Raw genomic sequence first — 25,810 nt, forward strand, 5'->3', positions numbered from 1 at the left:
CGCCGCGCCCGCGCCCAGCGCCTCCAGCACCGCCGTCCGCGCCGGCGTCGCGCGCGCCGGTTCGCGATCGCCCACGCGGCGCACCTTCCGTTCCGGGCGGGGACGGGGCGCGCGCAAGCCCTTCAGGGCCGTGGCGGCCATTTCGCCCGGCGCCGACAGGGTCCAGCGTCCGGCCCATTCCACGAAGTCGACGGTGGAGGGCGGCAGGGCCGGGTCGTCCAGCAGGGCCTCCACCGCCTTCAGCCGGCGATTGGAGCCCGTCGTCTCGAACACCTCCGAGACGATGCCGCGCATCAGCCGGGGCCCCAGCGGCACGGCCACCTGGTCTCCGCGCGCCACGACCATGTCGTCGGGCACGGCGTAGTCGAACGCCTCCGGCACCGGCAGGGGAATCAGGACCGAGGCGACTTTCACCGAACCGCGCCCTCGGCTATGACGCCGTCCATGAAACTCTTTCTCGACACCGCAGACGTCGCCGTCATCAAGGACCTGGTCCCCACGGGCATGGTGGACGGCGTCACCACCAATCCGTCGCTGATCGCCAAGTCGGGTCGGAACATCGCCGAGGTCATCGCCGAAATCTGCGCCCTGGTCGAGGGCCCGATCTCCGCCGAGGCCGTCTCGCTCGATTTCGAGACCATGGTGAAGGAAGGCGACAAGCTGGCCGCCATCGCCCCGAACGTGGTGGTGAAGCTGCCGCTGACCTGGGACGGCCTGCGCGCCTGCCGCGTCTTCACCGACAAGGGAATCAAGACCAACGTCACCCTGTGCTTCTCGGCCGCCCAGGCCCTGATGGCCGCCAAGGCCGGCGCGACCTTCGTCTCGCCCTTCGTCGGCCGGCTCGAGGACAACGGCGCGGACGGCATCGCCCTGCTGGAGGAAATCCGCGTCCTGTACGACGTCCACGGCTTCGAGACCCAGATTCTGGCCGCCTCGCTGCGCAACGTGAACCACGTCGCTGCGGCGGCCGTGGCCGGATCGGACGCCGCCACCTTCGGCGCCGACACCTTCAAGGCCCTGGTAAAGCACCCGTTAACCGACAGGGGGCTTGATGCCTTCATGGCTGACTGGGGCAAGACCGGGCAGTCTATCCTGTAACACCGCGCATCTCCGGAGAGGTCTGTTGAGCGGCTCATTGGACCTTTTCGCGGCGTCGGAAACGGACGCAACCTCCGCGCTTCACTGGCCGGACGTGCGCGCCTGGCTTCAGGCGCACCCCCAGACCCTGCTGGACGACCGCTCCCTGCTGGAGGAAGTGGGCCTTCGCCCGCACGGCCGCAACGTCGTCGACTTCGGCGCCGCCGCCCTGACGCGGGTGGAGGCGGTCGCCGAGCGCGAGGCCGGCGCCCGGCGCGAACTGGAGATGATCGCCCGCGCGAACTTCGCCGCCCAGACCCAGACGCACGTCGCGACCCTGGACCTGATGGAGGCGCGCAATCACTCCGACCTGGCGCGTCGCCTGGACGCCGCGGCCCAGGCCCGCTTTGGCCTGGCCGGCGCCGCCATCGCCCTGGAGAAGCCCGGCGGCGTGCCCTTCGGCTGGCGCGCGCTGGAAAGCGGCGGCGTCGACGACCTGCTGGGCGAACACGGCCTGGCCTGGCTGGGGCCCGCCTTCGAAGGCCTGGACCTGTTCGGCGCCGCCGCCGACCAGGTGCAGTCCGTCGCCCTGATCCGCATGGCGCCCTGCCTGACGCCGGGCGAGCCGCCGCGTCCGGCCCTGTGCGCCTTCGGCTCGCTGGAGCCCGAGGGTTTCACCCCCGCCATGGGCTGCGAACTGGCCGCCTTCCTGGCGCGCGTCGTCGAACGCATGGCCGAGCGATGGCCCGTGCTGAACTGAAGGGCGCTCGACTGACGGCGTCGGACGCCCTCTCCGCCTGGATCGAGCATCTGGCGCACGAGCGTCGTCTGTCGCCCCGCACCCTGGAAGCCTACGGCCACATCGGTCGGCTGTACCTCGCCTTCCTCGAGCGCCACCGCGGCGAGGCCCTGTCGCTGGCGGACCTGGGCGCGATCACCGCCGCCGAGGTGCGCGCCCACATGGCCGAGCGCCGCTCTGGCGACAATCCGCTGGGCGCCCGGTCGCTGAGCCAGAGCCTGTCGGCGATCCGGGGCTTTCACGCCTTCCTCGACCGGCGGCTGGACACCCCCGCCCCGCAGTTGGCCCTGGTGCGCGGCCCGCGCGTCAAGCCGTCGCTGCCCCGTCCCGTCACCGAGGATCAGGCGCGGGGCCTGCTGGCCGAACCCGACGCCGATCCGGACGCCGATCCGTGGGAGGCCGCGCGCGACCGCGCCGTCCTGACCCTGCTCTACGGCTGCGGCCTTCGCATTTCGGAGGCCCTGTCCCTGACACGCGCCGATGCGCCGATCCCGGATGCGCTGCGCATCGTCGGCAAGGGGTCGAAGACCCGACTGGTCCCGGTGCTGCCCGCCGTGCGCGCGGCCGTGGACGCCTACCTCGCCCTGCAGCCCTTTCCGCTTCAGCCGTCCGACGCCCTGTTCCGCGCCCGTCGCGGCGGACCGCTGAGCCCGCGCCATGTCCAGGCCTCGGTCCAGCGCCTGCGCGGCCGGCTGGGCCTGCCGGAACGCACCACGCCCCACGCCCTGCGCCACAGCTTCGCCACCCATCTGCTGGACGCCGGCGCCGACCTGCGCTCGATCCAGGAACTGCTGGGCCACGCCAGCCTGTCGACCACCCAGAAATACACCGGCGTCGACGCCGAGCGCCTTCTCGGCGCCTATGCGGCGGCCCATCCGCGCGCCTGAAGCCGCTCAGTCGGCCGGCGCGGCGGGGGGCGGCGGGACTGTCGACAAGGGCGGGCTCTCGCGGCCCAGTTCGCGACCCAGCGCGTGGGGCTGTCCGTGAACCGGGAAGCTGATCGGCAGGGGACAGTTGTTCTCGTCGCGCCGATCCAGCAGCAGATACCGCCGCACCTCCTGCGGCTGGGCCGAGCGGTCCAGCAGGTCCGGGGCCTGGATCGTCCTCAGGCGGCGCTGCGACGGGAACTCCGCCCGCAGCACGCCGGGATCGCAACGGCTCGGCGTCGCGCCCATGTTCGGCATCGTCGCCGGTTCGCCCAGCAGGCTCAGCATCAGAAGCGTCAGCATGGCGTCATCCTCCGAAACACGGCGGCAGAATACGCCCGCAACCCCGGATTGGCCAGTCAGATCGCCTTCACCGCCCCGCCGTCCAGCCGGATCAGCGAGCCGGTGACATAGGCCGCCAGCGGACTGGCCAGGAAGGCGGCGGTCGCGCCGAACTCCTCCGGCGTCCCGATCCGGCCGACCGGGATGGTCTTGATCGACTCGGCCCGCGCCTGCGCCGGCGTCACCCCTGCCCTCTCCGCCGCCATCCGGTCCAGCCGCTCGATGCGCGGCGTGTCGATGCGCCCGGGCAGCAGGGTGTTGACCGTCACCCCGTCTGCGGCCACCTCGTTCGCCAGGGTCTTGGCCCAGGCCGCGATGGAGGCGCGCAGGGTGTTCGACACGCCCAGGGCGGGCGACGGCTCCAGCACCGTGACCGAGGCGACGTTCAGGATCCGCCCCCAGCCCTCGGCCCGCATGCGCGGCAGGACGCGATCGGTCAGCCGGAACACCGACAGCACCATGGATTCGAAATGGTCGCGCCAGACCTGCGGCTCCAGGTTCGACACCCCCGACGGAGGCGGCCCGCCCGTGTTGTTCAGAAGGATCTCGATAGGCCCGCCCAGCCGTTCCTCGGCCAGATCGACGGCCTTCAGCAGCGCCTCATGATCGGCCAGGTCCGCCGTGACGAAGACGGCGCGGCCGGGCCCGGCGGCGTTCAGGACGTCGGCCACGGCCTGAAGCTTTTCGGCGTCGCGCGACAGCAGGGCGACGTGCGCCCCCTCCGCGACCAGGGCCGTCGCCACGGCCCGTCCCAGGCCGCTGGAGCCCCCGCAGACCAGGGCGCGCTTGCCGTCAAGTTTCAGGTCCATTGGCGTTCTCCCTCGTCGGTCCGGCAGATATCGGCCGCGCAAGGCCCGCGCGCAACGACCCGTTAACCGGCGCGGCGCACCTTTCGACCTCATGCGGCCGTCAGCGCCGTGTGACAGGCCGGGAGGGCCGCGCGTCGTGTCGATCAAGATGACTTCGAGCGTCCGCCGCTACAGCGATCATTTCGAGCCGCAGGACACCGATCCCCAGGAGCAGCGCCGCCTCCGCGGCCAGCTGGAGCAGATCGACTACGCCGCCTACATCGCCAACAAGGAGGTGGTCGGCCAGTCGCTGAGCGGCCTGGACGCGGCCTCGTTGCAGAAGCTGGCCGTGCTGACCGCCACGGCCCGCGCCAAATGGGCGGCCGAAGCCCTGCGCCTGGCGCACTCGGGCTCTCCGGTCACGCCCGACCAGACCGCCCGCCTGACCGCCGCCCGCACCGCCTTCGAGGAACTGGTCGAGGCCTACGACGCCCTGCGCCGTATGGTCGAGCGCGGCTACATCGCGCTGAAGTAGGATTTCGGAAGACGCCTGGTGGAGCCGAGGGGAGTCGAACCCCTGACCTCGTCATTGCGAACGACGCGCTCTACCAACTGAGCTACGGCCCCGTTTCCAGTCTGGATCGGGCCCCAGGCGAGGGCGCGACATAGGCGGGCGCCGGGCCTGGTGTCAACGGCCTTGTGCGCGCAATCGGCGCAGGGCGCGAGGGGGCCGTTGCGACCGGGCCGCCCGACAGTCTAGAAGCCGGGTTCGCGCAACGGAGGAATGTCCATGGGCTTCGCCATCGTCTGGCTGGTCAACGCCGTCATCAGTCTGATGATCTGGTTCATCATCGCCCAGGCCATCCTCAGCTGGCTGGTCGCGTTCGACGTGATCAACTACCGCAACCGCTTCGTCCATTCGGTCGGCGCCTTCCTGGACCAGATCACCCGGCCGCTGCTGGAGCCGTTCCGCCGCATCATCCCGTCGCTGGGCGGCATCGACATCTCGCCGATCGTGGTCATCCTGCTGCTGCAGTTCGCCAGCGTGCTGTTCAACCGCGCCGCGGCGCCCGCCCTGGTCGGCATGCTGGGCTGAGGCGCCACGGCGGGTCGGATTCTGACGGTTCCGCGTCGAAGGCCCTTGCGCCGCGCCCGGACCTTCCTAAGGTGCCCGCCCGACCATTTCAGACCACGGTTCATGAGCACGATCACCACAGTCGCCGTCCTGGGCGCCGGACAGATGGGCGCAGGCATCGCCCAGACGGTGGCGCTGGGCGGCTATTCGGTCCGGCTCTACGACGTCGCGGCGAAGCAATTGCCGCTGGCCCAGGGTCAGATCGCCGCCAGCCTGGCGCGCGGCGTCGGGCGCGGCGCGACCAGCCAGGCTGACGCCGACGCCGCCCTGGGCCGCGTCGCCGCCGCCAGGACCATCGCCGAGGCGGTGACCGGCGCCGACCTGGTCATCGAGGCCGCCGTCGAGGACGAGGCGGTCAAGAAGACCGTCTACGCGGAGGTCCTGCCGCACCTGGGGCCGAACGCGCTCTTGGCCACCAACACCTCGTCCATCTCGATCACCCGGCTGGCGTCGTCGACCGACCGGCCCGACCGCTTCATCGGCCTGCACTTCATGAAGCCGGCGCCGGTGATGAAGCTGGTCGAGATCATCCGCGGCATCGCCACATCGGCCGAGACGCATTCGGCGGCCGTCGCCTTCGCCGAGAGCCTTGGCAAGACCACCACCGACGCCGAGGATTTCCCCGCCTTCATCGTCAACCGCATCCTGGTGCCGATGATGAACGAGGCGATCTACACCCTGTACGAGGGGGTGGGGAACGTCGCTTCCATCGACAAGGCGCTGCGTCTGGGGGCCAACCATCCGATGGGGCCGCTGGAGCTGGCCGACTTCATGGGGCTGGATGTCGTGCTGGCCATCATGAACGTGCTCTACGACGGGTTGGCGGACAGCAAGTATCGCCCCTGCCCGCTGCTGGTGAAGTACGTCGAGGCGGGCTGGCTGGGCCGCAAGAGCGGACGCGGCTTCTACGACTATTCCGGCGACACGCCGGTTCCGACGCGATGAACCCGGTCGAACGCTACGAGGATCTGCCCGGCCAGGCGCGCATCTTCGCGCGGCCCGCCCCGGCCTGGCCGGCGATGGCGGCCTTCGCCGGCGCGGCCTGGCCGCCGCTGATCCTGACCCTGCCCTTCTGGCCGCCCAGCTCCTGGACGCCGGGGCGCGAGCTGGACTGGCGGCTGATGGTGCTGATCATCGGCCTGATCGCCGTGCCCGCCGGCCTGTGGCGCATCTCGGTCGAGCGGGCGCGCAGCGGGCGGCCGGCGACGCGACTGGGCGTGATCTGGCGCTTCATGCTGTTCGGCGGACTGCTGGCCGGCACGCTTCAGGTGGTGATGGCTCTGGCCTTGATGGTGGCGGGCTGGTTCGAGGCGGGCGGCTTCCTTCAGGCGCTGGGCGCCTCGGAGACGACCCTGCTGATCTTCGGCGTGGGCTTCCTGCCGATCACCATCGCCGGCGGCGTCAGCTACGGCCTGTGGGCCGGCCTTTGCGCCGCCTTCATCGCCTTCGAGGCCAAGCCGACGGTCAAGGACCGGCTGGGGCTGATGCCCAGGGCCTGAAGCCGACGCCACGGGGGAACGACGCGGATGACCGACCACAGCGCCGCTTCGCCGCCACTGGCCCCGGTCGAGGCCAGCGACCGCATCGCCGCGCTGGACGCCCTGCGCGGGCTGGCGGTTCTGGGCATACTCGCGGTCAACGCCGCCGCCTTCTCCCTGCCCCTGATGGTCTATGACGATCCGGCGCTGAGCCCGTTTCCGGTCGACGGGGCCAACGCCGTCGCGCGCTGGACGGTCGAGGTCTTCTTCCAGCAGAAGTTCATCACCCTGTTCGCCATGCTGTTCGGCGCATCGATCTATCTGGTCGGCGGCGAGCGGGGCGATGCGGCGCGCGGCGCCCTGCTGAAACGGCGGCTGCTGTGGCTGGCCGCCATCGCCCTGATCCACGGCCTGGGCTTCTGGTACGGCGACGTGCTGTTGCTCTACGCCTGGGCCGGCTTGTTCGTGTCTCTGATGCGGTCGATGCCGGCGCGGCGGCTGATCGGCCTGGGCCTGGGGCTGACCCTGCTTCTGGCCAGCCTACAGGCGGGAATGACCCTGTTCGCCGCCCACGGGCCCGAGGCCGTCACGCGCGAGTTCGGCCAGTCGCAGTTCAGCGCCGACATGGTGCGCCAGTCGATCGCCGCCTATCGCAGCGGCTGGGCCGGCGCGATGGGCCAGAACCTGGTCGCCTGGCTGATGATGCAGGGCATGAGCCTGACGGTCTTCGTCTTCTCGACCGTGCCGCTGATGATGCTGGGCATGGGGCTGTTCAAATCCGGCTTCCTCAGCGGTCGCGCGCCGACGGGTCTTTATCTGGCGCTGATCGCGCTGGCCGGCGCTTGGCTGGCGCTGCTGGGGCCGCTGGAGTGGCGAGAGCTGACCGCACCCGCGGGCGACGCCCGCCTGGCGACCGGCGGAACGGCCGGCGCGCTGGCGGCCTATCCGGTCGTCATCACCCTGGGCTACGCCAGCCTGGTCATCCTGACGGCGTCGCGCGGCGGCGGCTGGCTGCTCGCGCCGCTGCGGCCGGTGGGACGGATGGCGCTGACCAACTATCTGGCCCAGACGCTGATCATGACGTCGATCTTCTACATGCCCTGGGGCCCGCGCCTGTTCGGCCAGGTCGACTACGTCCAGCTGTGGGGCGTGGTCGTCGCGGTCTGGGTCCTGCAGCTGGCCTGGTCGCCGCTGTGGCTGTCGCGTTTTCGCATGGGGCCGGTGGAGTGGGTGTGGCGCCGCCTGACCTATGGCCGTCCCCTGCCGCTGCGAAAAGCCGGCTGAGCGCTTTTCCCGCGCCTGCGAAACGACTAACTGGAGGCCATGGCCGCCCCCGACACGCCCGCCGAAGCCTTCAAGCGCGCGCTTGGCCACGCCGCGCGCGCCTTGGCCGAGCAGCCCGAGCTTGAGGTGGTGTTCGGCTCGGACGGGCCGCGGGTGGCCGGCGGCGTCCTGACCCTGCCCCATCCGCCGCGCGATCCGTCCGGGCCCGAAAGCGCCAGTCTCCGCGGCCAGGCCGACCGGCTGGCCCTGCGCCTGGCCAATCACGACGAGGCGACCGACCGACGCCTGCGCCCCGCCGACGCCCAGGCCGCCGACGTCTTCGACGCCGCCGAACAGGCGCGGGTCGAGGCGGCGGGCTCGGAGTTCCTGGCCGGCGTGCGCGGCAATCTGGACGCGGCCCTGCTCACCCGTCTTGAAAAGACCGGCGCCCTGCGCGCCGCCGAGCCCAGCCGCGTGCCGCTGGCCGAGGCCGTAGGCCTGCTGGTGCGCGAACGGTTGACGGGCCGTCCCACCCCCGATGGCGCGGGGACCATGCTGGACCTGGTGCGCGCCGATCTGGAGGCGAAGGCCGGCGCGCGCCTGGACGCCCTGGCCGCCGCGGCCGCCGACCAGGCCGCCTTCGCCGTCAAGCTGCGCGAGGTGCTGCGCGCCCTGGATCTCGACCCCGGCGACGGCAAGGGCGACGACGCGTCCGAGGACTCGGGCGAGGACCAGCCCGATCCCCAGGATCCGGCGGCGGACGACGACCAGGACCAGGAGGAGGAAGATGACGGCGGCGAAGGCGCGCAGTCGATGGAGGGCGACGCCGACGATCAGACCGCCGAGGACGAGCGCGAGGCGCGGCCCGAGGGCGCCCCCGCCGATCCGAACGGCGAGGCGTCCGACGACGGCCCCGAACTGCAGGAGGGCGAACAGCCCAATCGCCAGCAGACCGCCGACGACGGCCGTGCGACCGACTTCTACCGCGTCTTCACCACCGCCTATGACGAGGTCGTGGACGCCGCGGACCTGTGCGACCCGATGGAGCTGGACCGGCTGCGCGGCCTGCTGGACAGCCAGCTGGCGATCCTGTCCAGCGTGGTGTCCCGCCTGGCCAACAAGCTGCAGCGTCGGCTGCTGGCCCAGCAGAACCGCTCGTGGATCTTCGATCTGGAAGAAGGGATGCTGGACACCGCCCGGCTGACCCGGATCGTCACCGACCCGACGGCGCCCCTGTCGTTCAAGGCCGAAAGCGAGAGCCCGTTCAGGGATACGGTGGTGACCCTGCTGCTGGACAACTCCGGCTCCATGCGCGGCCGGCCGATCATGGTGGCGGCGGTCTGCGCCGACATCCTGGCGCGCACGCTGGAGCGTTGCGGCGTGAAGGTCGAGATCCTGGGCTTCACCACCCGCGCCTGGAAGGGCGGCCAGTCCCGCGAGGCGTGGATCAGCGCCGGCAAGCCGGCCAACCCGGGCCGACTGAACGACCTGCGCCACATCATCTACAAGGCTGCCGACGCGCCGTGGCGCCGGGCCAAGAAGAACCTCGGTCTGATGATGCGCGAGGGGCTGCTGAAGGAGAACATCGACGGCGAGGCGCTGCAATGGGCGCACAACCGCTTGCTGGCCCGCACGGAGCAGCGGCGCATCCTGATGGTCATCTCCGACGGTTCGCCGGTCGACGACTCGACCCAGTCGGCCAACGCCGCCCTCTATCTGGACAAGCATCTGCGCCAGGTGATCGCCGAGATCGAGGACCGGTCGCCCGTCGAACTGCTGGCCATCGGCATCGGCCACGACGTGACCCGCTGGTACCGCAAGGCCCTGACCATCGTGGACGTGGAGCAGCTGGCCGGCGCCATGACCGAGAAGCTGGCCGAACTGTTCGAGCAGGAAGGCCCCGCCGGGCCGACGCGCCGGGTGCAGCGGAAGCTGGCCGCGTGAGGGGTCCGCCGCGTCTGGCCGCCGCCTGGGCGGCCCTGTGCCTGACCGCCTGCGCCGCCTCTCTGGGCGCGCCCCGTCCCGCGCCGATGATCGCGACGGGCTGGACGCCGGCGACGGCCGAGCTTAAGCGCGTCGGGCTGGGCCTGCCCGGCGGCGCGATCCTGGCGCCGAACGCCCGGTTCGCGGGCGGGATCGAGATCGTCGCCGACGCGGCCTCGCCGCTGCACAGCCTGTCGGACCTGAAGCTGACGGGGGACGGCGGATTCGTCACCGTATCCGACGGCGGCGATCTGGTGCGCGGGCGGCTGCGGCTGGACGAGACCGGCCGTCTGGTCGGCGTGGACGGCCTTGCATTCCGCCGCCTGACCCTGACCGACGGATCGCCGATCGCGGACAAGGCGGACGGCGACGCTGAAGGCCTGGCCCTCACGCCGTCGGGCGATGTGCTGGTCAGCTTCGAACGCCGCCACCGCATCTGGAACTACGGCGCCCTGGCCGCCCTGCGGGACCGCCCCGCGCCCGTCCCGTCGCCGGATCATCCGTTCACGGAAAACGAGGGCATGGAGGGCCTGTCCGCGGCGCCCGACGGCTGGCGCGCGGCGGGCGAGGACGGCGGCGTTTGGGACTGCACGACCCGGGCCTGCAATGTCGCCGCGCCCCCGTCGACGCCCGTGACCGACGGCGACTTCCGCACCACCGGCCTGGACCGCGATCCGTCCGGCGACGGCTGGTTCGCGGTGCAGCGTCGCTTTCGTCCGCCGCTGGACGTCCGCGCGCAGGTTCGACGCATGGGCCGCGACGGCGCCCTGGGCCCCGTTCTCGTGGAGCTGAAGCTACCGGGGACCACCGACAATTTCGAAGGCGTGGCTGCAGAGGCGCGGAACGGCGCGACGCGGCTCTACATCCTGTCGGACGACAACCTCAATCCCATGCAGCGGACGCTGCTGCTGGCCTTCGACATCCGCTAGCGGCTAGGGTTCAGGCCGCGCCCGCCCACTGGGTCGCCCGTCGGCCGCCTTCCGGCGCCTGCAACGCCTTGACGAAGTCGTCGCGCCAGATCGACACGTCGGTGTCGCGCACCACCTTCATCAGCGCCTCCCATTTCCGGATACGCTCGGCCAGCGGCATGGTCAGGGCCTTGTGGATGGCGTCCGACAGCTCCTCGCGGCTGTAGGGATTGACCAGCAGGGCCTCGCCCATCTGTTCGGCCGCGCCCGCGAACCGCGACAGGATCAGCACGCCCGGATCGTCCGGGTTCTGGGCGCAGACATACTCCTTGGCCACCAGGTTCATGCCGTCGCGCAGCGGCGTGACCAGCCCGACCTTGGCGGCCCGGTAGATGCCCGCCAGCTGGTCGCGGCGATAGGTGCGGTTCAGATAGCGGATCGGCTGCCAATCCATGTCGGCGAAGGCGCCGTTGATGCGGCCGGCCAGGGCGTCCAGCCGCGCGCGGATGTCCTGGTAGCTGTCCACGTCGTCACGCGAGATGGGCGTTACCTGAAGCAGGAACACCTCCCCGCGCATCGACGCATTGTCCTGAAGGAACTGCTCGTAACCCAGCAGCCGCTCTTCCAGACCCTTGGAATAGTCCAGCCGGTCCACGCCCACGATCATCGAGCGGAACACCGCCGAGGCCGCCATCCGGTCGTAGGTGCGCGCGCCCAGCGTGGAATTGCGCGCCGCCAGAAAGCCGTCGACGTCGATGCCGATCGGAAAGACGCCGGTCTGGACCTTGCGCCCGAAACACTCCAGCCCGCCGTGGCCGAACAGCTCGCCGTGCGCTTCGCTGACCACATAGTCGGTGAACAGGTCGCTCCATTCCTGGGTGTGGAAGCCGATCAGGTCGAAATCGAACATCGATTCCACCAGCCGGCGATGGTGGGGCAGGGTCACCAGCAGCTGACGCGCCGGCCAGGGCGTGTGCAGGAAGAAGCCGATCCGGTTGCGAACGCCCAGCCGGCGCAGGTCCCGCGCCATGGGGATCATGTGGTAGTCGTGGATCCAGATCATGTCGTCCGGCTGGATCAGCGGCGCCAGGACCTCGGCGAACCGCCGGTTCACCCGTTCGTATCCCTCTCCGTAGGACCGTTCGTACTGCGCCAGGTCGATGCGGTGGTGGAACAGCGGCCACAGCGTCTTGTTGGCGTAGCCGTTGTAGTATTCGTCGACGTCCTGGGCCTCCAGGTCGACCAGACCGACGGTGACGCCGGCCCGGTCCTCGATCTTCACCTCGCCGGTCCAGTGGTCGACCGTCTCGCCCGACCACCCGAACCAGAGGCCGTCGTATTTCCTGAGGGCGGCGGAAAGGGCCATGGCGAGGCCCCCGGCGGACCCGGCGGCGGGGTCCACGGGCGCCGAGACGCGGTTGGAAACGACGATCAGGCGGCTCATGACTTCACTTCAGACGGCGACCCCGGCCTCGGGGTCCGGACATTAACGCACATCGGTCCACGAACGGCTCAACAGCACGGCGCAATTGATGATGCCGACCAGGGAATAGGTCTGCGGATAGTTGCCCCACAGCTCCCCGTCCTCCAGGGCGATGTCCTCGCTGAGCAGACCCGCGGACGTGCGGCGGCTCAACATCTCCTCGAAGATGGTGCGCGCCTCCTCGACCCGGCCGTTCTGGTGCAACGCCTCGATGAACCAGAAGGTGCAGAAGTTGAACGCCGTCTCGGGCTCGCCGAAATCGTCCGGCTCGACGTAACGGAACAGATACGGCCCCTTCTTTAGGTCGCGTTCGATGGCGTCGAAGGTGGCGACCTGGCGCGGATCGCGCGCATCCAGAAAGCCCAAATCCGTCAGCTGCAGCAGCGAGGCGTCCAGTTCGGTTCCGCCGAAGCTGGCGGCGAACCGGCCCTCTTCTGGCAGGAAGGCCTCCTTCTCGATCCGCTCACGGATGATATCGGCCCGGCCGGCCCAGTATTCGACGCGCGAGGTCAGGCCCAGGTGCCTGGCCGCCTTGGCCAGGCGGTCGCAGGCGGCCCAGCACATGACCGACGAATAGGTATGGACCCGCGCGATGGTGCGGAACTCCCACAGACCGGCGTCGGTCTGATCGTGCATGGCGAAGGCCCGCTCGCCGACCTTCTCCAGCGCATAGAAGTCATCGACGGTGCCCGAACGCAGCAGCCGCTGATCGTAGAAGGCCTGAACCAGCGGCAGGACGATCTGGCCGTACACGTCGTGCTGCAGATGCTCGTGCGCCTGATTGCCGATACGGACCGGCTTCATGCCGCGATAACCCTCGACGCTGTCGATGATGCTCTCGCCGATGCCGGGCTCCAGCCCCACGCCATAGACCGGCTGGACGTGGCCGCCGGCCGCGTCGTCCACCAGATTCCTCAGATAGACCAGGTAGTTCTCCAGGATGTCGACCGCGCCCAGCCGGTTCAGCGCCCGCACGGTGTAATAGGCGTCCCGGATCCAGCAGTAGCGATAGTCCCAGTTCCGGCCGCTCTCGGGGAATTCGGGCACCGAGGTGGTCATGGCCGCGACGATGGCGCCCGTCTCCTCATAGGCGCACAGCTTCAGCGTGATGGCCGCGCGGATCACCGCCTCCTGCCAGTCCAGCGGCAGATACAGCTTCCTGACCCAGTCCTGCCAATAGGCGATGGTGCGGTCCAGCGCCGCCTGCACGCCGGGGCCGACATCCTGGTCGTAGCCCTCGTCGGGACCGAAGAAGAAGGCGTATTCGCGCTCCAGCCTGAATGTGCGCGCGTTCAGCACGTGCGAAACCGGACAGTCCGTGGTCAGGCGGAACGTCACGTCCGGGCAAAGGAAGCGGATATGGTTCGAGCCGGAGGTGTAAGGCGCCGGCCGCGCGCCCCAGTCCGCCGAAGGCTTCAGCCGCACGCGGATCCGCGGCGTGCCGTCCAGGGGGCGCACGATGCGCCCGAACGCCAGCGGCCGGTAGGTGCGCGAGTGCTTGGGATGGCGCGGGGCGAAGTCGAGAATCTCGACCGCCGATCCGTCTTCGGCGGTCAGGACGGTGCGCAGCACGGGGGTGTTGCGGACATAGGCCTGGCTGACGTGCTTCAGCCCGTCGAGTTCGATGGCCCAGAACCCGTGCTCGGGCTCTTCGCCGTTCATCAGCGCTGAAAAGACCGGGTCGCCGTCCACGCGCGGCGCGCAGGCCCAGACGAACCGGCCCTGCCGGTCGATCAGGGCGCTGATGGCGCAGTTTCCGATGGGCCAGAGGTCGAGATTGGGCTTCATGTCAGGCCTCCACCACGGCTTCGAGCCAGGTCAGCACGGCGTCCACGTCTTCCAGCCGGTATCGCGCCGCCGTCGGCCGCCCAGGCCCCACCAGCACTCCATAGCCGCCCAGCGCCGCAGCGGCCCGGAAGCCGTCCTCGTCCGTCACGTCGTCGCCCAGCATGACCGGCGCCGCGCCCTGAAAGGGCGGCTCGCGCATGAAGGCGGTCAGGGCCGTGCCCTTGGTGGCGCCGGGCGTCTTGAGCTCCAGCACCATGTGGCCGGGCTGGAGCGTCAGCCCCGTCTCGTCGCTGAGCCGGCGCGCCAGAACCTCGGCGGCGGCCGCCTGGTCCGGCGCCTGGCGGTAGTGCAGCCCCGCGGCCACGCCCTTGTCTTCCACGATCATCCCCGGCCGCTCCGCCGCGAAGGCGTTGAAGGCTTCCAGCGCCCGGGCCACGCCCTTGTCCGCGGCCCCCCGCTCGATGGACCCGTCGCGACGCCGACGCTCCAGCCCGTGCACCCCCGAGGCGGAGGTCATGGCCCCGTCGGCGATGCGGTCGATCTCGGCGATGGTGCGGCCGCTGACGATGGCGACACGCCCCTCGAGCCGCGTCTCCAGCGCCTTCAGAACGGCCGTGCGGCGGGCGACGGGTCGCACCGCGTCCGGCGTCGGCGCCAGGGGCGCCAGGACGCCGTCCATGTCGAGGAACAGGGCGACGCCATCGGCCCGAGCAGGAGGAGACGACAGGATGTGATCGGCGGTTCCGACGTGAGACGGCATATAGCGAGAGACTCTCTGACTCGATGATTTCCCCACCAGCCTAACGCACCACCCCGGCAAAGGTTGACGCGGAATCGACATCATCGTCTGAAAGGGAGCCGTTGCGCGCAGCCGTGGGATGCGGCAGACCGCGCGACTCGAAGAAGGAGAGCCCGCCGTACGGGCCTGTCGCCAATGACCGAGATCGTCCAGTCCTCGCCAGAAGACATCGTCACCATGACCGATCGCGCCCGGGAGGTGATCCGCCTGAATGTCGAGGCGCTGGAGGCGCTGGAGCGCTCCATCGACGTATCGGTCGCCCGCGCCGCCGACGTGATCATGAGCCGGCCCGGCTATGTCGTGGTCACGGGCATGGGCAAGTCGGGCCACATCGGCGGCAAGATCGCCGCGACCCTGGCGTCGACCGGAACCAACGCCTTCTTCGTCCACCCCGCCGAGATGAGCCACGGCGACCTGGGCATGCTGCGCCCGGACGTCACCGTCCTGGCCCTGTCGAACTCCGGCGAGAGCCGCGAACTGCGCGATCCCCTGCTCTTCTGCCAGCGCAACGGCATCCCGGTCATCGCCATCACCCAGCGCCCGACCAGTTTCCTGGGTCGCAACGCCGCGGTCTGCCTGACCATGCCCAAGGTCGCCGAGGCCTGCCCCAACGGCCTGGCGCCCACCACCTCGACCTTGATGAGCCTGGCGCTGGGCGACGCCCTGGCCATGGTGCTGATGGATCGTCGCGGGTTCACCGCCATGGATTTCGGCCTTCACCATCCGGGCGGGGCGCTGGGCATGAGCCTTCAGAGCGTGCGGGAATGGATGGGCGACAACGCCGCCGCTCCCGCCGCCGTGCCGCTGATCGCCAGCTTCAGCGAAGTGGTCTCGGCCGTCACCGAGGGCCGCAAGGGCGCGGTGGCGGTTCTCCATCCCGACGAAACGCTGGCCGGCATCGTCACGGACGGCGACATCCGCCGCGCCTTCCAGCGGGACATCACGGGCCTGACGGCCGCTGAAATCATGAGCCCGAACCCGATCACGGTCGACCCGGACGCGCGCATGAGCGATGTCGTCGACCTGCTGACCGCCAACAAGATCGCCAACCTGTTCGTGGTCGAGGACGGCCGGCCTACGGCCATCGTCCACATCGCGGAACTGATGCAGGCGGGCTACGTCTCCTGACCATGCGGGTTCTCTACGACGTGAGCCGGCTGCTGAGCCGGGCCGAGCGCACCGCGCCCACGGGCGTCGATCGCGTGTGCCTGGCCTACGCCGAATGGCTGGAGGGGCGGCCGGACGTGGTGATGATCCCCGTCCGCGGCCGCAAGGGTCGGCTGGTCGCCGTGGACCAGACCTGGTTCCGGAACTTCGTGCGCAATCTTCGGGCCCGCTGGGACGGCCGCACCGTCAATGGCGCCGCGCGCCACGAGGCGCGCCTGCTCGCCGCCCTGAGCCACGACCAGCGCCCGGCCGAATCCGTGATCTGCCCGCCGCCGGACGCCGCCCTCAAGCCGGCGCGGGACAAGCCCCGCGTGCTGCGCCAGTTCTTCCGCTCGCGCCACGCCGCGCCGCTGCCGCCGGCGGACCTCTATCTCAACGTCGGCCACACCACCCTGCACGAGGCCGACGCGCTTGTGGCGCTGGAGGAGGCGGGGATCGCGCGGGTCGTGATGATCCACGACCTGATTCCGATCACCCACCCGGAGTTCTGCCGCCCGGGCGACGCCGACAAGCATCGCGCCCGTGTCGTGCACGCCCTTCGTCACGCGAGCAGCATCCTGGTCAACTCGCAACACACCGCCGATGAGCTGAGCGCCTTCGCGGAACGCGAGAACCTGTCCGCGCCACCCGTCCATGTCGCCCACCTGGGCATCGAGACGGCCTTCGCCCCCGGCGACGCGGTCCGCGCGAGCCGGCCCTATTTCATCCACGTCGGCACGATCGAGGCGCGCAAGAACCTGGCTCAGTTGCTGACCCTGTGGCGCCGGCTGGAGGAGCGGCTGGGCGAGCGCACGCCGTCGCTGGTGCTGGTCGGCCGCTATGGGTGGGAGAATGAAACGGTGCTGGATCACCTCCAGCGCTCGCCCAATCTGCGCGGCGTGGTGCATCAGGCGGAGAACCTGTCCGACGGCGCGCTGGTGCGGCTTATGCGCGGCGCCCGCGCGGTCCTGGCGCCGTCGGCGGTGGAAGGCTTCGACCTGCCCGCCGTGGAGGCCTGCGCCCTGGGCGCGCCGCTGATCGCCTCCGACATCCCTCCGCATCGCGAGCTGACGCCCCAGGCCCAGTTGATCGATCCGCTGGACGGCCTGGGCTGGCTGCAGGCCATTGAACACGCGACCCTGTCGGAACCGCCCGCGGGCGTCGCGACCTTCCAGCCTCCTCGCTGGAGCGATCACTTCGACACCGTCGCGCGGGCCGTCGGGCTCGGTGCGTCATCGCCTCTGGCGGCGCGTGGCGAAGGCGAGTAAGCAAAACGTCGAACAAGGGGCTGAATGGCTTTCATGACGCGTACCATCCTGCCGCTGATGATCGTCGCCATCCTGGGCGGCTGCTCGACCCTGCCACGCGACGGGCCTTCCGCCCGGTCGGTGGATTCCGGCGCGACGAGCCCGGACGCCCTGGGCGGCTACGCCCTGGTCGAGCTGGATTACGAGGTCAGCGAACGAATCAAGGCGGTGCCGCCGCAATTCTTCGGTTCCCTGATGGCCGCCTCGAGCGACCAGCCGCTGGACCTGATCGGCGTCGGCGACGGCCTTCAGATCCAGATCATCGAGCCCGGCGGCACGCTGTTCGGCGGCGGCGTCGGCGGCGGGTCCGGGTCCGGCCTCCAGTCGGGCAATCAGGCTCTGCCGGCGCAGGTCGTTGACCGTTCCGGCTCGGTGTCGATCCCCTTCGCGGGCCCCGTGCGGGTCCAGGGCCTGACCCCGCCCCAGGCCGCCGCCGCCATTCGCCGCGCCCTGACCGGCAAGGTGGCCAATCCGCAGATCACGGTCTTCGTGGCGCAGAACGCCTCGAACTCGGTCACCGTCCTGGGCGACGTGCGCCAGCCGGGCCGCAAGCCCCTGTCGGTCAACAGCAACCGCCTGCTGGACGTGCTGGGCGAGGCCGGCGGGTCCGAGCGGCCGGTCGACGACATGATGGTCACCATCCAGCGCGGCGGCGAGACCTACGCCGCGCCGCTCGGCGTGGTGACGACCTCGTTCGAGGAGAACGTCCGGCTGCAGCCCGGAGACCTGGTCAACTTCGCCTACAAGCCCCGCCGCTTCAGCACCTTCGGCGCCCTGGGCGCAGTGGCCCAGGTCGACATGCCGCCCGGCCCCGTCACCCTGGCCGGCGCCTTGAGCCGCGTTTCGGGGCTGAACACCAACACGGCCAACGCCAGCCGCGTGATGGTCTTCCGCTTCGAGCGGCCCGAGGTGGCCGAGGCGCTGGGCGTGACCCAGCCGGCGACCCCGCGCGGCGTGCCGATCGTCTATCAGCTGGACTTCAACAACGCCGCCAACGTCTTTGCGGCCAGCAACATGCAGATCATGCCGGAAGACGTGGTCTATGTGCCGCTGGCCAATGCGGCCGAGGCGCGCAAGTTCTTCGAGTTCGTCCAGAGCATCACGCGCGTCATCTACGATGTGTCGGTGACCAGCGCGATCAACGTGGACTGACGGCCTTGAGGCCCTGGCGTCTCCTGCCGCGCTTGCGGGGCGAGACATCGGGGCCTCCCCTGTCCGACAGCGACCCCTTCGCTGCGCCGGATCGTCCCGCCCGCGCCGACGCCCTGTCGCTGGCCCTGTCGGAGATGGAGGCCGCGGCGCGCGAGGTCTATGCGCTTCACGGCCTGCCGACCCGTCCCGGCCATTACGAACGCGGTCCGCGCGCCCGACGCTGGCGCTTCATCGCCGAGCACCTGACGCCGCAGGAACGGTTCGAGCGCGCCCTGGCCCATCCGCGGGAGGCCGGCTGGCGCTTCGCACGCCTGGAGAACCTCGGCGAGCGGTCGAACAGGCCCGATCTGGCCGCCGCCTCGGCCCTGCTGACGCTGGCCGCGCGGCTTCGCCAGGCGCGCCAGGGGCCGCTGGGCGCCGACGACCTGTTGACCGCGATGGAGCTGGGCGCCACCTGGCGGGCCAATCGGGAAATCATCCTGGCGGCGCGGCCAGCCGACGCCGACGCCGCCAAGGCGCCGCGCCGCAAGCGTCGGCGACCATCGGCTGACGCCGCGGCTTCGTCGCGCTAGACAGCCCGCTTCTCCTCCCCCCGAAAGCCGCTTCTCCCATGACCGACGCCGCCCGATCCTCCGCCAGCCAGCCGCCCGCGACCCAGCCCGTCGGGCGCATCATCGCCATGCCGGCGGACACCAACCCCGAGGGCGACATCTTCGGCGGCTGGCTGCTGGCGCAGATGGACGTGGCCGGCGCCACCCCCGCCTTCGAACTGGCCTGCGGTCGCTGCGCCACCGTGGCGCTGGACGGCATGGTCTTTCACCAGCCCGTCTCGGTCGGCGACGAGGTCAGCATCTACGCCGAGGTGATCGGCTCTGGCCGCACCTCGATCCGGGTTCATGTCGAGGCGTGGAAGCGGGCGCGCGGCCAGGCGCAGGCCGCCTCGGTGCGCGTGACCCAGGGCGTCTTCACCTATGTCGCCATCGACGAGAACCGCAAGCCCCGCCCCCTGCCCGGCAAGGCGTAGGAGGGCGGAAATCCCGACCTCCAGGGTCGGAAATCTTGACCTGAAGCCGGGGCGGGCCTACGTCCCGGCCATGGCCATCCGTCGCATTCTCACCATCGACAACGCCGCCGACCTGGCGGTCCTGAAGCAGGTCTCCAAGCCCGTCGCCGCGGTCGACGACGCCGTCCGCACCCTGATGGACGACATGCTGGAGACCATGTACGCCGCGCCCGGCATCGGCCTGGCCGCCGTGCAGATCGGCGCGCTGGACCGCGTCATCGTGATGGATCTGGGCGACAAGGACGGAGTGGTCTGCGAGACCGAGGAAGAGGCGGCCGAGAACGCCGAAGCGCGCAAGAACCCGCGCTTCTTCGCCAATCCCGAAATCCTCTGGGCGTCGGACGAGCTCTACACCTACGAGGAAGGGTGCCTGTCGATCCCTGAGTATTTCGACAAGGTGGAACGCCCCGCCCGCGTCCGCATTCGCTACCTGAACCGTGACGGGCAGCAGGTCGAGGAAGAGGCCTCCGGCCTCTACGCCGTCTGCATCCAGCACGAGATGGACCACCTTAACGGCGTGCTCTTCATCGACCACCTGTCCCGGCTCAAGCGCGAGCGCGCCGTGACCAAGGTCAAGAAGGCCGCCCGAGACAGGATCGCCGCCTGATGAGCCGACGCACCGCCCGCCTTCCTCGCCGGGGCCAATCCCTGGTCATCGACACCAACGGCCGCCGCCGCCTGACGCGCAACCAGAAGGTCGGGGTGGCCAGCGTGGCGACCTTGGCCGGCGTGGCGCTGCTGGGCGTGGTGGCGGGTCTGCTGCTGGACCGCCTGCTGGATTTCGACGACGCCCTGGACGCCGGCGGCGAGTGGGACGAGGGCGGCGGCGTCTTCACCCGCTGGCAGTAGGCGCGCCAAACCTCTAAAGCCACGCCCATGCGCCTCGCCTTCATGGGTACCCCCGAATTCGCCGTTCCGTCCCTGGCCGAGCTGATCGCCTCGGGCCACGAGATCGTCGCCGTCTATTCCCAGCCGCCGCGCCCCAAGGGCCGGGGCCAGAAGCTGACGCCCTCTCCAGTCCACGCCTTCGCCGAGACCATGGGCCTGCCCGTCTTCACGCCCGAAAGCCTGAAGGCGCAGGACGCGATCGACACCTTCCAGAGCCTGGATCTCGACGCCGCCTGCGTCGTCGCCTACGGCCAGATCCTGAAGCCCGCCGTGCTGGAGGCGCCCCGCCTGGGCTGCTTCAACCTGCATGGCTCGCTGCTGCCGCGCTGGCGGGGCGCCGCGCCGATCCAGCGCGCCATCATGGCCGGCGACGCCCAGACCGGCGTCCAGATCATGCAGATGAGCGAGGGTCTGGACGAAGGCCCCATCCTGTTGAGCGAGGTCATGGACATCCGCGCCGACGACACGGCCGCCTCCCTGTCCGAGCGCATGGCCCATGTCGGGGCCGGCCTGTGGCCCCGCGCCCTGGCGGCTATCGAGCGCGGCGGCGTCGCCCCGGTCGAACAGGTCGGCGAGCCGACCTATGCGAAGAAGATCACCCCTGCCGAGGCGCGCATCGACTGGACCCGCCCGGCGACAGAGGTGGACGCCCGCATTCGCGGCCTGTCGCCCTTCCCGGGGGCCTGGTTCGAGGCGCCGTCCGATCAGGCGCCGGTGCGGATCAAGGCCCTGCTGTCGGCCCTGGCGGAAGACTCGGGCGCGCCCGGCGCGGTTATGGACGACGCCCTGACGGTGGCCTGCGGCGCGGGCGCCGTGCGCCTGCTCCGCGTCCAGCGCGAGGGCAAGGCGGCCCAGGCGACGGACGAGATGCTGCGCGGCTTCGCCCTTCCCGCCGGGACCATTTTAGGCTGACAGATTAAACTCTCGGCCTAGAATTTCCCAAAGCGCTTTCGCACTCTCAGAGGTCAGTTGGAAAGTTTGGCTTTGGCTATTTGGCTTTGCTCGATCCGCTGAACCTAGGGTGTCGATTTGCAAAAAGACGCGCCCATCTCTCTTGAACACGCCGTAGTGGCCGGTGACGTGGGTCGGATGCAGCTTTAGATCGCGTTCTCTATTGAGCGGCTGAAACTGATCGATGACGGCCATGTGGAGTTCCTGAGTGCCTAGGTACAAACTCACTATCGAATACGACGGCACGGCCTACAACGGCTTCCAGGCCCAGGACGGCCAGCCGACCGTGCAGGGCGCGATCGAAGCCGCCATCCTGGCCTTTTCGGGCGAGCGCATCCGCATCGCCGCCGCCGGCCGCACCGACACCGGCGTCCACGCCCTGGAGCAGGTGATCCACGCCGACCTGGCGCGGGCCTGGCCCGCCGACACCGTCCTGAACGCCCTGAACGCCCATCTGGTGCGCGAGGATGTCTGCATCCTGGCGGCCGAGCCGGCGCCCGATCCCGACTGGCACGCGCGGTTCTCGGCGACCGGCCGGGGTTATCTGTACCGCATTCTCAATCGCCGGCCCCAGCCCGTGCTGGAGCGCGACCGGGTCTGGCACGTCAAGAAGCCGCTGGACGCCGAGGCCATGCACCACGCCGCCCAGGTGCTGGTCGGCCATCACGACTTCACCACCTTCCGCGATGTGGGCTGCCAGTCGAAGTCGCCGGTCAAGACGCTGGACGTCGCCCGCGTGACCCGCCTGGGCCAAGAGGTGCATCTGGTCTTCCAGGCCCGCAGCTTCCTGCATCGCCAGGTCCGGTCGATGGCCGGAACCCTGGTCGAAGTGGGCCTGGGCCGCTGGACCGCCCACGACGTGAAACAGGCGCTGGACGCCCGCGACCGCGCCGCCTGCGGCCCGGTCGCGCCCTCGGCGGGGCTATATCTGTCGGGCGTCCGCTACGATTGAACCGATCCTCCCCGCCTGCCGGGGAGGAGGGTCCGATCAGACCTTGGACAGGATCAGCGTGCCGTTCGTGCCGCCGAAGCCGAAGCTGTTGGACATGACGTGGGTCAGTTCGACGTCCTTGCGCGCGCGCAGGATCGGCATGCCCTCGAAGGCCGGATCGAGGTTTTCGATATGGGCGCTCTCGGCTGCGAAGCCGTTCTTCATCATCAGCAGGCAGTAGATCGCCTCCTGCGCCCCCGCCGCGCCGAGCGAGTGGCCCGTCAGCGACTTGGTCGAGGAGATCATCGGCATGGCGTCGCCGAACACCGCGCGCACCGCCTCCATCTCCTTGGCGTCGCCGACCGGGGTCGAGGTGCCGTGCGGGTTCAGATAGTCTATCTTGGGATTGCCGGCCTGCTCCAGCGCGATCTTCATGCAGCGCTGGGCGCCCTCGCCCGACGGTGCCACCATGTCATAGCCGTCGGCGTTGGCGCCATAGCCGGTGACCTCGGCCCAGATGGTCGCGCCGCGCGCCTTGGCCCGTTCGTATTCCTCCAGCACCACGATCCCGGCCCCGCCGGCGATGACAAAGCCGTCGCGGTCCTTGTCATAGGCGCGGCTGGCGACCGAGGGGGTGTCGTTGAAGTCGGACGACATGGCGCCCATGGCGTCGAACATGTTGGACATGGACCAGTCGATGTCCTCGCAGCCGCCGGCGAAGACGACGTCCTGCTTGCCCCACTGGATCTGTTCGACCGCGGCGCCGATGCAGTGGGCGCTGGTCGCGCAGGCCGAGCTGATCGAATAGTTGAGGCCGCGCATCTGGAACCAGGTCGACAGCACCGCCGACGGCCCCGACGCCATAGCCTTGGGCACGGCGAACGGACCAACGCGCTTGGGCGAGCCCTTCTCCACCGTGGTGGCCGCCGCCTGCAGAATGACCTGGGTCGAGGGGCCGCCCTCGCCCACGATCAGGCCGATGCGGTCGTCGCGGATTTCCTCGGCCGTCATGCCCGACGACTTCAACGCCTCCTCGAAGGCGATGTGCCCCCAGGCCGTGCCGTTGGCCAGGAAGCGGGCGGCGCGGCGGTCGACCAGCTCCTCCCACGGACCGATCTTGGGCGGCGCCCAGACCTGGCTGCGGAAGCCGTACTTGGCGTGATCGGCGGCGTGGACGACGCCCGAACGCGCCTCGCGCAGGGACTGGGTGACCTCTTCGGCGCCGTGGCCGATGGAGGAGACGATGCCAAGGCCGGTGACGACGACGCGACGCATGGGAAAATCCTTCTTGCTGCTAGCGACTCCTCCCGGAGCCGGCCGCTGGTTCGCGGCTCTATATGGGGGTTCAGCCGCCGGCTGCTTCATCCTTGGCGCCGAACAGACCCACTCGCATGTCATTGCAGGTGTAGATCACCTCGCCGTCGGCCTCCAGCACGCCGTCGGCGATGCCCATCACCAGTTTGCGATTGATCACGCGCTTCAGGTCGATCTTGTAGACGACCTTCTTGATGTCCGGCGTCACCTGGCCGGTGAACTTGACGTCGCCGACGCCCAGGGCGCGGCCGCGGCCGGGGCCGCCGATCCAGCCCAGGTAGAAGCCGACCAGCTGCCACATGGCGTCCAGGCCCAGGCAGCCGGGCATCACCGGGTCGCCGATGAAGTGGCACTGGAAGAACCAGAGGTCCGGATGGATGTCGAGTTCGGCCTCGACATAGCCCTTGCCGTGGGCGCCGCCGTCCGCGTTGATCTGGGTGATCCGGTCGAACATCAGCATCGGCGGGGCGGGCAGCTGGGCGTTGCCGGGACCGAACAGCTCGCCGCGCCCGGAGGCGAGAAGGGCCTCGTGATCGAAGGACGAGGGGTATTTCGACTGGGTCAAGGCGGTTCCGTTCCGTCAGCTGTTGCGGGCGGGTTACACGACCACGCCGCTTCGCTCAACAGACAGCCGCCTCAGCCCCGGCCGGTTCCCGCCGGGCGGTTGGCGTTGCACAGCGCCCGCGACTGGACGCCGAAGACCGCACGCTCGCTGACCCAGCCCTCCAGACGCCGGGCCCGCACCCGGCACCAGCCGTCCTCGCACTCGTCCAGCGACACGATGGAACGGGGCTGCAGCCGCGCCCGGACCGGCGAGGTCTGCGACTTGCCGGCGTGAATGGGGATCTCGGCGTCGGTGTTGTTGAACACAGAGCGGCGGCCCGACGAGACGGTGCGGTGGATCCACGCCACGGCGCCTTCCGGGTCGCAGACCTTGCGCCATTCAGTGGTCTCGGCGATCACCTGCACCGGCAGGCCCGCGGCGCGGTATTCCCACAGGATCGGATAATCCAGGCCCGGCCCCTGCCGCGCGCGGACGTGCGAGGACTTCAGCGAGATCCAGCGCGGCACCTCCAGCCCGGTCGGCGTCGGCCGGCCGTCGGGCATGGTCTGGCCCGCGCCCGCCATCACGGCCAGGCCCAGGACGCCCGCCAGGATCGGCGCCCGTCGCAGGCTGCGACGGCGAAGGCTTTGGAAGATGAAGGCGGCTTTGCTAGACACCGAGGCACGACCCGTCGCACGCGGGCTTTCGATCCCCGTTGAATCGCCGCCCGCAGACCAAGGCCCGCAATGTCCGCCCCCAAGCTTAAGGTCGTGTTAACCAGACGCCTGCCGGACGCGGTCGAGACGCGGATGCGCGAGCTGTTCGACGCCGAGCTGAACCTGACCGACCGCCCGGTGGACCGCGCGGCGCTGGAGGCCGCCGTCCAGCGCGCCCAGGTTCTGGTCCCCACCATCACCGACGTGATCGACGCCGGGCTGATCGCGGCGGCGGGCGACCAGCTGAAGATGATCGCCAACTTCGGCGCCGGCGTGGACCACATCGACGTCGAGGCGGCGGTGGCGCGCGGGATCATCGTCACCAACACCCCCGGCGTCCTGACCGAGGACACCGCCGACTTGGCCATGAGCCTGATCCTGGCCGTCAGCCGCCGCATCGTCGAGGGCGCCCAGGTCGTGGCCGACGGCCGGTTCGAGGGCTGGACCCCGACCTGGATGTGCGGCCGCAAGCTGTGGGGCAAGCGGCTGGGGATCGTCGGCATGGGCCGCATCGGCCAAGCCCTGGCCCGGCGCGCCCGCGCCTTCGGCCTTCAGGTCCACTACCACAACCGAAAGCCCGTCCCGGCCCTGATCGAGGAGGAGCTGGGCGCCACCTACTGGGACGACCTCGACCAGATGCTGTCGCGCATGGACATCATCTCGCTGAACTGCCCGGCGACCCGGGACACCCACCATCTGCTGTCGGCCGGACGTCTGGCGCGGCTGCAGCCGCACGCCATCCTGGTCAACACCGCGCGGGGCGAACTGATCGACGAGGCGGCCCTGGCCCAGGCCGTGGCCATGCGCGCCCTATCCGGCGTCGGCCTGGACGTGTTCGAGAACGAGCCGGCCATCCATCCCGGCCTGCTGGGCCAGCCGAACGTCGTGCTTCTGCCCCATCTGGGTTCGGCCACCCTGGAGGCGCGACAGGACATGGGCGACCGCGTCATCGCCAATGTCATGACCTTCCAGAACGGTCACCGCCCGCCGGACCGCGTCATTCCCGCGATGCTCTAGGCGGCGATTTCA

General features: G+C 70.2%; 29 protein-coding genes, 1 tRNA gene and 1 pseudogene. 20 read left to right on the forward strand and 11 right to left on the reverse strand.

All coding sequences use genetic code 11. The annotated features are described in order from the left end of the window. A pseudogene (locus tag ACE3PU_RS03420) lies at window positions 1-414 on the reverse strand (primosomal protein N'); the annotation flags it as partial. Window positions 415-444: 30 nt separating this feature from the next. Between ACE3PU_RS03420 and fsa the strand changes: the two are divergent. The 3 genes from fsa to ACE3PU_RS03435 are packed head-to-tail and all read left to right on the forward strand — an operon-like array spanning window position 445 to window position 2,763. After that, window positions 445-1,098, forward strand: a complete 654-nt coding sequence (gene fsa / locus ACE3PU_RS03425) for a fructose-6-phosphate aldolase (protein ID WP_374386657.1) — start codon at window positions 445-447, stop codon at window positions 1,096-1,098. 37 nt (window positions 1,099-1,135) lie between these two features. Then, window positions 1,136-1,837: a DUF484 family protein gene (locus ACE3PU_RS03430; protein WP_374386959.1), complete on the forward strand. Its 702-nt coding sequence runs from the start codon at window positions 1,136-1,138 to the stop codon at window positions 1,835-1,837. After that, window positions 1,819-2,763: a tyrosine recombinase XerC gene (locus ACE3PU_RS03435; RefSeq protein ID WP_374386659.1), complete on the forward strand. Its 945-nt coding sequence runs from the start codon at window positions 1,819-1,821 to the stop codon at window positions 2,761-2,763. Before ACE3PU_RS03430 ends, ACE3PU_RS03435 begins: the two co-directional genes overlap by 19 nt. A gap of 6 nt (window positions 2,764-2,769) precedes the next feature. Here the strand turns inward: ACE3PU_RS03435 and ACE3PU_RS03440 are convergent, their stop codons facing one another. Both ACE3PU_RS03440 and ACE3PU_RS03445 read right to left on the reverse strand, forming a co-directional pair. Beyond that, entirely contained in the window at window positions 2,770-3,105 is a 336-nt protein-coding gene (locus tag ACE3PU_RS03440; RefSeq protein ID WP_374386661.1) for a hypothetical protein, read from the reverse strand. A 56-nt stretch (window positions 3,106-3,161) separates the two neighbouring features. After that, on the reverse strand, window positions 3,162-3,953 hold the full coding sequence (locus ACE3PU_RS03445) for an SDR family oxidoreductase (RefSeq protein ID WP_374386663.1): 792 nt from the start codon (window positions 3,951-3,953) through the stop codon (window positions 3,162-3,164). A 148-nt stretch (window positions 3,954-4,101) separates the two neighbouring features. Between ACE3PU_RS03445 and ACE3PU_RS03450 the strand changes: the two genes are divergently transcribed. Beyond that, window positions 4,102-4,467: a hypothetical protein gene (locus tag ACE3PU_RS03450; RefSeq protein WP_374386665.1), complete on the forward strand. Its 366-nt coding sequence runs from the start codon at window positions 4,102-4,104 to the stop codon at window positions 4,465-4,467. Window positions 4,468-4,483: 16 nt separating this feature from the next. Here the strand turns inward: ACE3PU_RS03450 and ACE3PU_RS03455 are convergent. Further along, a tRNA-Ala gene (locus tag ACE3PU_RS03455) sits at window positions 4,484-4,559 on the reverse strand. Between the two features lie 163 nt (window positions 4,560-4,722). Here ACE3PU_RS03455 and ACE3PU_RS03460 point away from each other — a divergent pair. The 6 genes from ACE3PU_RS03460 (at window position 4,723) to ACE3PU_RS03485 (ending at window position 10,720) form a co-directional block, all read left to right on the forward strand. Further along, window positions 4,723-5,028, forward strand: coding sequence for a YggT family protein (locus ACE3PU_RS03460; protein ID WP_374386667.1), 306 nt, complete (start codon window positions 4,723-4,725; stop codon window positions 5,026-5,028). Between the two features lie 102 nt (window positions 5,029-5,130). Next, window positions 5,131-6,012, forward strand: coding sequence for a 3-hydroxybutyryl-CoA dehydrogenase (locus ACE3PU_RS03465; protein ID WP_374386669.1), 882 nt, complete (start codon window positions 5,131-5,133; stop codon window positions 6,010-6,012). Further along, the gene (locus ACE3PU_RS03470) at window positions 6,009-6,566 is read left to right on the forward strand and encodes a phthalate transporter (RefSeq protein ID WP_374386671.1); all 558 of its coding nucleotides are present in this window, start codon (window positions 6,009-6,011) and stop codon (window positions 6,564-6,566) included. Before ACE3PU_RS03465 ends, ACE3PU_RS03470 begins: the two co-directional genes overlap by 4 nt. Window positions 6,567-6,593: 27 nt before the next feature. Continuing rightward, a complete protein-coding gene (locus tag ACE3PU_RS03475) occupies window positions 6,594-7,829 on the forward strand; it encodes a DUF418 domain-containing protein (RefSeq protein ID WP_374386673.1) in 1,236 nt (411 codons plus the stop codon). Between the two features lie 39 nt (window positions 7,830-7,868). Further along, a complete protein-coding gene (gene cobT / locus ACE3PU_RS03480; protein ID WP_374386675.1) occupies window positions 7,869-9,752 on the forward strand; it encodes a cobaltochelatase subunit CobT in 1,884 nt (627 codons plus the stop codon). Then, complete coding sequence (locus ACE3PU_RS03485) at window positions 9,749-10,720, forward strand: esterase-like activity of phytase family protein (protein ID WP_374386677.1); 972 nt, start codon at window positions 9,749-9,751, stop codon at window positions 10,718-10,720. The genes cobT and ACE3PU_RS03485 overlap by 4 nt, the downstream gene beginning before the upstream one ends. A gap of 10 nt (window positions 10,721-10,730) precedes the next feature. On the opposite strand, the gene ACE3PU_RS03490 is transcribed toward ACE3PU_RS03485, so the two are convergent. The 3 genes from ACE3PU_RS03490 to otsB are packed head-to-tail and all read right to left on the reverse strand — an operon-like array spanning window position 10,731 to window position 14,730. Then, a complete protein-coding gene (locus tag ACE3PU_RS03490) occupies window positions 10,731-12,143 on the reverse strand; it encodes a trehalose-6-phosphate synthase (protein ID WP_374386679.1) in 1,413 nt (470 codons plus the stop codon). 42 nt (window positions 12,144-12,185) lie between these two features. Continuing rightward, window positions 12,186-13,970, reverse strand: a complete 1,785-nt coding sequence (locus ACE3PU_RS03495; RefSeq protein WP_374386681.1) for a glycoside hydrolase family 15 protein — start codon at window positions 13,968-13,970, stop codon at window positions 12,186-12,188. Between the two features lies 1 nt (window position 13,971). After that, the gene (gene otsB, locus ACE3PU_RS03500) at window positions 13,972-14,730 is read right to left on the reverse strand and encodes a trehalose-phosphatase (RefSeq protein WP_374386683.1); all 759 of its coding nucleotides are present in this window, start codon (window positions 14,728-14,730) and stop codon (window positions 13,972-13,974) included. A 174-nt stretch (window positions 14,731-14,904) separates the two neighbouring features. Here otsB and ACE3PU_RS03505 point away from each other — a divergent pair, with 174 nt between their 5' ends. The 8 genes from ACE3PU_RS03505 to fmt all read left to right on the forward strand — a co-directional run bounded on the left by ACE3PU_RS03505 (window position 14,905) and on the right by fmt (window position 21,237). After that, a complete protein-coding gene (locus ACE3PU_RS03505; protein ID WP_374386685.1) occupies window positions 14,905-15,897 on the forward strand; it encodes an SIS domain-containing protein in 993 nt (330 codons plus the stop codon). Between the two features lie 2 nt (window positions 15,898-15,899). Further along, window positions 15,900-17,183 (forward strand): glycosyltransferase family 4 protein, encoded by a 1,284-nt coding sequence (locus tag ACE3PU_RS03510; protein WP_374386687.1) that lies wholly within the window; start codon window positions 15,900-15,902, stop codon window positions 17,181-17,183. Window positions 17,184-17,216: 33 nt separating this feature from the next. Beyond that, window positions 17,217-18,374 carry a polysaccharide biosynthesis/export family protein gene (locus ACE3PU_RS03515; RefSeq protein ID WP_374386689.1) on the forward strand — a complete coding sequence of 386 codons (1,158 nt, stop codon included), beginning with the start codon at window positions 17,217-17,219 and terminating at the stop codon, window positions 18,372-18,374. Window positions 18,375-18,379: 5 nt separating this feature from the next. Continuing rightward, entirely contained in the window at window positions 18,380-18,946 is a 567-nt protein-coding gene (locus tag ACE3PU_RS03520) for a hypothetical protein (protein ID WP_374386690.1), read from the forward strand. A gap of 38 nt (window positions 18,947-18,984) precedes the next feature. Then, window positions 18,985-19,398 carry an acyl-CoA thioesterase gene (locus tag ACE3PU_RS03525; protein ID WP_374386692.1) on the forward strand — a complete coding sequence of 138 codons (414 nt, stop codon included), beginning with the start codon at window positions 18,985-18,987 and terminating at the stop codon, window positions 19,396-19,398. A gap of 70 nt (window positions 19,399-19,468) precedes the next feature. Further along, on the forward strand, window positions 19,469-20,044 hold the full coding sequence (gene def / locus ACE3PU_RS03530) for a peptide deformylase (protein WP_374386694.1): 576 nt from the start codon (window positions 19,469-19,471) through the stop codon (window positions 20,042-20,044). Next, window positions 20,044-20,286 carry a hypothetical protein gene (locus ACE3PU_RS03535; protein WP_374386696.1) on the forward strand — a complete coding sequence of 81 codons (243 nt, stop codon included), beginning with the start codon at window positions 20,044-20,046 and terminating at the stop codon, window positions 20,284-20,286. Before def ends, ACE3PU_RS03535 begins: the two co-directional genes overlap by 1 nt. A 27-nt stretch (window positions 20,287-20,313) precedes the next feature. Then, window positions 20,314-21,237, forward strand: a complete 924-nt coding sequence (fmt, locus tag ACE3PU_RS03540; protein WP_374386698.1) for a methionyl-tRNA formyltransferase — start codon at window positions 20,314-20,316, stop codon at window positions 21,235-21,237. Here the strand turns inward: fmt and ACE3PU_RS03545 are convergent. Continuing rightward, on the reverse strand, window positions 21,229-21,471 hold the full coding sequence (locus ACE3PU_RS03545) for a hypothetical protein (protein ID WP_374386700.1): 243 nt from the start codon (window positions 21,469-21,471) through the stop codon (window positions 21,229-21,231). The genes fmt and ACE3PU_RS03545 overlap by 9 nt on opposite strands. A 13-nt stretch (window positions 21,472-21,484) precedes the next feature. On the opposite strand from ACE3PU_RS03545, the gene truA reads away from it, so the two are divergent. Further along, a complete protein-coding gene (gene truA / locus ACE3PU_RS03550; protein WP_374386702.1) occupies window positions 21,485-22,228 on the forward strand; it encodes a tRNA pseudouridine(38-40) synthase TruA in 744 nt (247 codons plus the stop codon). A gap of 36 nt (window positions 22,229-22,264) precedes the next feature. Here the strand turns inward: truA and fabB are convergent, their stop codons facing one another. The 3 genes from fabB to ACE3PU_RS03565 form a co-directional block, all read right to left on the reverse strand. Next, window positions 22,265-23,482: a beta-ketoacyl-ACP synthase I gene (fabB, locus tag ACE3PU_RS03555; RefSeq protein ID WP_374386704.1), complete on the reverse strand. Its 1,218-nt coding sequence runs from the start codon at window positions 23,480-23,482 to the stop codon at window positions 22,265-22,267. 70 nt (window positions 23,483-23,552) lie between these two features. Then, window positions 23,553-24,086: a 3-hydroxyacyl-[acyl-carrier-protein] dehydratase FabA gene (gene fabA, locus ACE3PU_RS03560; RefSeq protein ID WP_374386707.1), complete on the reverse strand. Its 534-nt coding sequence runs from the start codon at window positions 24,084-24,086 to the stop codon at window positions 23,553-23,555. A gap of 71 nt (window positions 24,087-24,157) precedes the next feature. Next, window positions 24,158-24,742 (reverse strand): SH3 domain-containing protein, encoded by a 585-nt coding sequence (locus ACE3PU_RS03565; protein ID WP_374386709.1) that lies wholly within the window; start codon window positions 24,740-24,742, stop codon window positions 24,158-24,160. 69 nt (window positions 24,743-24,811) lie between these two features. On the opposite strand from ACE3PU_RS03565, the gene ACE3PU_RS03570 reads away from it, so the two are divergent. Further along, on the forward strand, window positions 24,812-25,798 hold the full coding sequence (locus ACE3PU_RS03570) for a 2-hydroxyacid dehydrogenase (RefSeq protein WP_374386711.1): 987 nt from the start codon (window positions 24,812-24,814) through the stop codon (window positions 25,796-25,798). Window positions 25,799-25,810 lie beyond the last annotated feature (12 nt).

The sequence above is a fragment of the Brevundimonas sp. genome (assembly GCF_041911375.1).
Classification (GTDB): Bacteria; Pseudomonadota; Alphaproteobacteria; order Caulobacterales; family Caulobacteraceae; genus Brevundimonas.

Coding starts and splice junctions, on each gene's coding strand:
- fsa (WP_374386657.1), top strand. CDS start 445: ATGAAACTCTTTCTCGACACCGCAGACGTCGCCGTCATCAAGGACCTG.
- ACE3PU_RS03435 (WP_374386659.1), top strand. CDS start 1,819: ATGGCCCGTGCTGAACTGAAGGGCGCTCGACTGACGGCGTCGGACGCC.
- ACE3PU_RS03440 (WP_374386661.1), bottom strand. CDS start 3,105: ATGCTGACGCTTCTGATGCTGAGCCTGCTGGGCGAACCGGCGACGATG.
- ACE3PU_RS03445 (WP_374386663.1), bottom strand. CDS start 3,953: ATGGACCTGAAACTTGACGGCAAGCGCGCCCTGGTCTGCGGGGGCTCC.
- ACE3PU_RS03450 (WP_374386665.1), top strand. CDS start 4,102: ATGACTTCGAGCGTCCGCCGCTACAGCGATCATTTCGAGCCGCAGGAC.
- ACE3PU_RS03460 (WP_374386667.1), top strand. CDS start 4,723: ATGGGCTTCGCCATCGTCTGGCTGGTCAACGCCGTCATCAGTCTGATG.
- ACE3PU_RS03465 (WP_374386669.1), top strand. CDS start 5,131: ATGAGCACGATCACCACAGTCGCCGTCCTGGGCGCCGGACAGATGGGC.
- ACE3PU_RS03470 (WP_374386671.1), top strand. CDS start 6,009: ATGAACCCGGTCGAACGCTACGAGGATCTGCCCGGCCAGGCGCGCATC.
- ACE3PU_RS03475 (WP_374386673.1), top strand. CDS start 6,594: ATGACCGACCACAGCGCCGCTTCGCCGCCACTGGCCCCGGTCGAGGCC.
- cobT (WP_374386675.1), top strand. CDS start 7,869: ATGGCCGCCCCCGACACGCCCGCCGAAGCCTTCAAGCGCGCGCTTGGC.
- ACE3PU_RS03490 (WP_374386679.1), bottom strand. CDS start 12,143: ATGAGCCGCCTGATCGTCGTTTCCAACCGCGTCTCGGCGCCCGTGGAC.
- ACE3PU_RS03495 (WP_374386681.1), bottom strand. CDS start 13,970: ATGAAGCCCAATCTCGACCTCTGGCCCATCGGAAACTGCGCCATCAGC.
- otsB (WP_374386683.1), bottom strand. CDS start 14,730: ATGCCGTCTCACGTCGGAACCGCCGATCACATCCTGTCGTCTCCTCCT.
- ACE3PU_RS03505 (WP_374386685.1), top strand. CDS start 14,905: ATGACCGAGATCGTCCAGTCCTCGCCAGAAGACATCGTCACCATGACC.
- ACE3PU_RS03510 (WP_374386687.1), top strand. CDS start 15,900: ATGCGGGTTCTCTACGACGTGAGCCGGCTGCTGAGCCGGGCCGAGCGC.
- ACE3PU_RS03515 (WP_374386689.1), top strand. CDS start 17,217: ATGACGCGTACCATCCTGCCGCTGATGATCGTCGCCATCCTGGGCGGC.
- ACE3PU_RS03525 (WP_374386692.1), top strand. CDS start 18,985: ATGACCGACGCCGCCCGATCCTCCGCCAGCCAGCCGCCCGCGACCCAG.
- def (WP_374386694.1), top strand. CDS start 19,469: ATGGCCATCCGTCGCATTCTCACCATCGACAACGCCGCCGACCTGGCG.
- ACE3PU_RS03535 (WP_374386696.1), top strand. CDS start 20,044: ATGAGCCGACGCACCGCCCGCCTTCCTCGCCGGGGCCAATCCCTGGTC.
- fmt (WP_374386698.1), top strand. CDS start 20,314: ATGCGCCTCGCCTTCATGGGTACCCCCGAATTCGCCGTTCCGTCCCTG.
- ACE3PU_RS03545 (WP_374386700.1), bottom strand. CDS start 21,471: ATGGCCGTCATCGATCAGTTTCAGCCGCTCAATAGAGAACGCGATCTA.
- fabB (WP_374386704.1), bottom strand. CDS start 23,482: ATGCGTCGCGTCGTCGTCACCGGCCTTGGCATCGTCTCCTCCATCGGC.
- ACE3PU_RS03570 (WP_374386711.1), top strand. CDS start 24,812: ATGTCCGCCCCCAAGCTTAAGGTCGTGTTAACCAGACGCCTGCCGGAC.